Genomic DNA, 5,464 nt, shown 5'->3' on the forward strand with positions numbered 1-5,464 from the left:
CGGGCCGAGCAGGGCCAGGGCCAGGAACGTGGCGGCCCGCGCCCGGCTGGAGACGTCGGAGAACACCGGGGTGGTGCGGGCCACGCTGGGGTGCAGCGCGGCGCCGCCGATGAGGACCGAGGCGCCCAGCCAGGCGACCGTGGTGACCGCGCCGGACGGCCGGCCCGTCGCCAGATCGAGCAGCCGCGCGCTGTCGGCGACGAACAGGGCGCCCTGGGCGGTGCTGAGCAGGGTCAGCCACGGAGCTCTGTCCTTGGCCAGTGCCAGCCGTACGACCAGGCCGAGCAGGAACAGGTCGATGACGGGGGTGGCCAGCGCCAGGGCGAGCTGCGCACCGGCATAGTCGCTGCGGTCGACCACCGGGTCGATGAAGAACGCCCAGAAGGGCATGGCCACGCCGACGGTGATGATGGCGGCGTCCAGCAGCGCGGCTCGGAGCGAGCGGCTCCGCTGCCTGCTCAGCAGCACCAGGGCGGGCAGGCCGAAGGAGTAGCAGACCACCACCAGGACGCTGTAGACGCTCATGGCGCCGGGGATCTCCAGCCAGACCCAGCCGACGGCCCAGACGAGGCCGGTCGTCAGCCAGTTCATGACGCTGCCCGTCGCGAGCAGGCGCCACGGCCGCTGACCGCCCAGGCGGTGCCGGCGGATCCCGGTGACGACGGCCAGCGCCGCGACCCCCTGCAGCAGCACCCAGGGCAGCACGTCCAGGGGCGGGGAGAACACCGGGGTGGCCAGGGCGAGCAGACCCGCGCCCGCGAGGAACGCCGACCGGCCGTACGGCTCGCGCACCAGGCGCGAGCAGGCGGCGGGGACCGCTCCACGCGATGTCCGGCTCATGGTCCCTTCCTCGATCACCGTGCACGGGAACCGGATGCCGGAACCGGCCCCGGCGGTACGGCGCGGCGCTTGCGGGGTGCCGAGGGGGTGCCGCCCGGTCACCGGGCGGGATCACCTGCTGGCTCCTCCGGTCCGGCGGATCCCTCATCGGCAGCGGGACCGGGGAGTTGACGAAGAAAGAGGGCGAACATCACCACCGGGCGGCGCGATCCCAGCGGGGGCGCGGTCGCAACGGGGGGCGCGGTCCGACCCTCGCGTGCGGCCTTCGGCGGGTGGCGGCCGGTCGCTTCCGGCCGCCCTCCGCCCACGGCCCAGGGAGCGCCGACCGCGGTCCGGCGTTCGGGGGAACGAGGCCGGACAGCGGCCAACCTAGGCGGACACGGCAGGGGGCGTCTGCGGAGAAATGCACTCAGCATCGCTCCCGCGCGGCCGGGATCTCGGCCTCTTCAGGCCCGTCGCTCCCGCGCGGCCAGGATCTCGGCCTCCTTGCTGGGGTCGATGCCGTGCCGCATGCGCTCGGTGCCGAAGGACCGGCGCTCCTCCGGGACGTCGCGCAGCCAGGTCCAGGTGTCGCGGACGGTCTCCGTGACCGGTCGGCAGGTCAACCCGGCGGCCACGGCCTTGGCCGAGGAGGGCAGCCACACGCCCGCGAGCTCGGGGATGTCGGGGGCCCAGAGCGGCAGTTCGGTCCACGGCTGCACCCCGTGGTCGAGCAGGACGCGGTCGTCGACCCAGACGAGCTCGGCGGACGACCCGGTCGCCGCCCGGCACTCCTCCAGGAAACCGCCGTAGGTGAGACCGTCGCGGATCCCGGCGGCGAAGAACCGGTCCTGCGTGCCCGCCTCGGCCTGCGACAGGGTGAAGGCGGCGAGGTCGCGTGCGTCGATGATCTGCATCTCGACTCCGGGATCGCCCGGCGCCAGCACCTTCCCGCCGCGCGCCATCCGGGTCAGCCACCAGGGGAGGCGGCCGACGTTCTCGTGCGGGCCGAGGATGAGACCCGGCTCGATGATCAGGGAACCGCCGTCGAACCCCTGCTCCACCGCGCGCTCGCAGCCCGCTTTGAGCGTGCCGTAGTCGCTGTCGTCCGGTCCGGCGTCGGGGGCGCACTCGAACCGGGGCGAGTCCTCGTCGGTCGGGCCCTTCCCCGGCCAGAGGGAGCAGGCCGAGATGCTGGAGATGAAGGCGTAGGTGGCGGCCTTCCCGTTGAGCGCGCGCACCGATTCGCCGACGACCCGGGGGACGAACCCGCAGACGTCGACGACGGCGTCCCACTCCCGGCCGTCCGCGAGCCGCGCGAGGTCCTCGGGGGACTCGCGGTCACCCCTGACGGCCTCGACGCCGGGCAGGTCCTCGCCGCTCCTGCCCCGGTTGAACGTGGTCACCTCGTGTCCGCGCCGCAGCGCCTCCTCGACGATCGCCCGGCCGAGGAACACCGAACCGCCGATGATCAGAGTTCTCATGGCGGCTCATTCTTCGCGCCGCCCGGGAGGAAGGACAGCCTGTTTCACCTCCGGCGCAAGCCGTACGCCGAGAGCGGAGCGGTCCGGGGAGCCGTCGGCGGGGGCGGGGGAGTGGTCGAGGACGTGGACCCTGGCGGCGCCGATGTCGAAGTACAGGCCGACCAGTTCCAGGCGCCCGGCGCGCACCCGCCGGTCCACCTCGGGGTGGGTGCGCAGGTTCTCCAGCTGCTGGATCACGTTGATCCGGCAGAGCCTGTCGAGCGGACCGCGCCCGGCGTCGTCGTCGCCGCCTGTCGAGACGAACCGGGCCAGGCTGGGAGCGCCGTGCCGCAGCCAGCGGCCGAGGCCGGGCAGTTCGGCGGCCTTCCCGCCGCCGTCGAGCAGCGCCGCCATGGCGCCGCAGCCGGAGTGGCCGCAGACCGTGATGGTCCGGACGTCGAGCACGCTGGTGGCGTACTCGATCGAGGCGGCGACGGAGTGGTCCGCAGGCGCGGACCCCCGGCGCGGGACCAGGTTGCCGATGTTGCGGACGGTGAACAGGTCGCCGGGACCGCTGGCGGTGATGAGGTTCGGCACGATCCGGGAGTCCGCGCAGGTGATGAAGAGGTGGGAGGGCTCCTGCTTGCGGGCCATGCCGTGCAGCACCGGGCGGATCAGCGGGGCCGTACGGCGGTGGAACTCCCGGGCGCCGGCCAGCAGATCGGGTACGGCGGGGCCGCCGGGGTCACCGGTGGCGCCGTCACCGGGAACACCTCCACCGGGAACACCTCCACCGGGAACGCCCCCGCCGGGAGCGCCGTCGCCGGACCCGTGGCGGACCGGGATCAGGCCGCCGGCGGACATCGGCCTGCGCCGCCGCCGGTGGGACCAGGGCAGCCACCAGCGGTCCGGGGCCACCGGCGGGGTCTTGGCCGGGAACATCCGGGCGCCGCTGGCGGCCATGGCGTACCACTCGTCGTGGATCTCGTCGATGTCCACGGTGCCGCCGCCGCGTTCGTGGTTCTGCCGCCAGGTGTGGACGGCCTCGAAAGCGGCGTTGTCCATGAAGTCGATGTTCAGGTCGAGGTCGACCGCGGTCCCCGCCGGGATCGCGCGCAGCTCCGAGGTGAGCCGGGGCACGCCGAGGAAGGTCAGCGAGCCGCCGATCAGCACGTGCCAGCGGCCGTCGGCCTCCGGTACGGCGTGCACGGTCACCCAGGTGAGGCGGCGCAGCGCCAGCAGCGCGGCGAGTCCCAGACCGAGCAGCACGCCCTCGGCGAGGCCGAGCAGCACCACCCCGGAGAGGGTGACGAAGTAGACCGGTACCTCGCCGTGGCCGCGCAGGTTGCGGACGTGCCCGACGTTGACCATCTGGACGCCGATGAAGACCAGCAGCGCGGCCAGCGCCTCCATCGGGATGAAGGCGACGCTCCAGCCCAGGCCGAGTGCGAACAGCAGGATCCAGACGCCGTGCAGGATCGCGGACCAGCGGCTGCGCGCCCCGGCGCGGGCGTTGGCGGTGCTGCGCACGATGACCCCGGCGACGGGCAGGCCGCCCAGTGCGCCGCTCACCATGTTGGCCACACCCTGGGCGGTCAGCTCCTTGTCGAGGTCGGCGCGCCTGCCGTCGTGCAGCTTGTCGACCGCCACCGAGCAGAGCAGGGACTCCACCCCGGCGAGCAGGGCGACGAGCAGCACCGCGGTGGCGATCCCGTGCCAGTCGCCCATGGGCCAGGCCGGGGCCGACCACCCGCTCAGGCCCACCGACAGGTCGATCCGGGTGACGTCCCAGCCGAGCACCAGGGCGGTCACGGAGGCGGTGGCGAGGGCCGCCAGCGGGGCGGGGACGATCCGGAGCCGCTGCGGCAGCCGGGTCCAGGCGGCCAGGACCGCGATGGTCAGCAGCCCGGCGAAGACCGGAGGGCCGTGGTGGTCCTGGACCTGCTGGGGGAGTTCGGCGAGGTTCTCGATCGCGGAGGACTGCGGGGCGCCGCCGAGGACCACGTGCAGCTGGGACAGGGCGATCACCACGCCGACGCCGGCGAGCATGCCGTGCACCACGGCCGGGGAGACGGCCAGGGCCGCGCGGGCGACCCGGAAGATCCCCAGGAGGAGCTGGAGCCCGCCCGCCAGCAAGGTGATCATGCAGGTGGCCCGCCAGCCGTACCGCGTGACGAGATCGAAGACCACCAGGGCGAGCCCCGCGGCGGGGCCGCTCACCTGGACGGCGGAACCGCCCAGGAGGCCCGCCACGATGCCGCCGACCACGCCGGCGACGAGCCCGGCCGCCAGCGGTGCCCCCGATGCGACCGCGATGCCCAGGCAGAGGGGCACCGCCACCAGGAAGACCACCAGGGAGGCGGGTAGGTCGTGCCGTAGCACGGAGATGAAATGACTGCGAGTGGTCGATGAGTCACTCTTCGTGTCCGTCCCCATGGGACAGACCTTATGCCGAAGGCCCCCGGCGGAGGAGGTGGTTACCGGAGGCCTTTACGGATGATGGAGGAAATCAGCGGTAATAGTCGGGGTAGTCCTGATCCTGGTCCTGGCTGCGGTGGTGGCCGCCCCGCGAACCCGCGCGGCTGTGCCCGTCGGGAGCCGCGGCGGTCTCGGCGGTGGCGCCGTAGAGGTCGCCGTAACTCGGCCAGCTCGCGTTCCCGGCGGCGGCACCCGTGGCGGGACCGCCGAGAGGGCCGCCGGCGGGACCCGCGGGAGCCGGCTCCGGCCAGGCGACGGGGTTGGCCGGGGAGGCGTACCGGCCGGTCTCATAGCCGTAGTCCCCGCCGGCCGTCGTGGAGCCGGAGGCTCCGGCCGGGAGGTCGTCGTAGGGGGAGACGACGCGGGACGGGCCGGTCGGGGTCGAGACGGCAGGGCTCGGACCGGTGAGCACGTCGTCGTCGATGGTCGCCCAGCCGGCGCTCACCTCGTAGGAGGAGGTGGCGGGAGGAGTGCCGTAGACGGGGGTCTGGTACGAGCCGTAGGAGGGGGCCGGGTCGTCCAGGATGTCGGCCGTGTTCATCGCGGCCCATCCGCCGGAGTCCGGAGCCGTCGCTTTGGCCCAGGGGTTGTCGGCGGCGGGAGGCGTCGAGGACGCCGCGCCGTAGGACGCGGCGAGCGGATCCGCGGCGGTGGAGGCCGCGGTCGCGGGGGGCGCGGGGTCCCGGGGGGCCGACCGGGGCACG

General features: G+C 74.1%; 3 protein-coding genes and 1 pseudogene. All 4 read right to left on the reverse strand.

The window, feature by feature from the left end; genetic code table 11:
• On the reverse strand, window positions 1-840 hold an 840-nt coding region (locus ACWJ6R_RS29125), incomplete at its 3' end, for a hypothetical protein (RefSeq protein WP_449065298.1).
• 446 nt (window positions 841-1,286) lie between these two features.
• The gene (locus tag ACWJ6R_RS29130) at window positions 1,287-2,303 is read right to left on the reverse strand and encodes an NAD-dependent epimerase/dehydratase family protein (protein WP_449065299.1); all 1,017 of its coding nucleotides are present in this window, start codon (window positions 2,301-2,303) and stop codon (window positions 1,287-1,289) included.
• A 6-nt stretch (window positions 2,304-2,309) separates the two neighbouring features.
• On the reverse strand, window positions 2,310-4,718 hold the full coding sequence (locus ACWJ6R_RS29135) for a SulP family inorganic anion transporter (protein WP_449065300.1): 2,409 nt from the start codon (window positions 4,716-4,718) through the stop codon (window positions 2,310-2,312).
• Window positions 4,719-4,791: 73 nt separating this feature from the next.
• Window positions 4,792-5,464: pseudogene (locus ACWJ6R_RS29140) on the reverse strand (hypothetical protein); the annotation flags it as partial.

It is taken from the genome of Planomonospora algeriensis (assembly GCF_977012225.1).

Coding starts and splice junctions, on each gene's coding strand:
- ACWJ6R_RS29135 (WP_449065300.1), bottom strand. CDS start 4,718: ATGGGGACGGACACGAAGAGTGACTCATCGACCACTCGCAGTCATTTC.
- ACWJ6R_RS29130 (WP_449065299.1), bottom strand. CDS start 2,303: ATGAGAACTCTGATCATCGGCGGTTCGGTGTTCCTCGGCCGGGCGATC.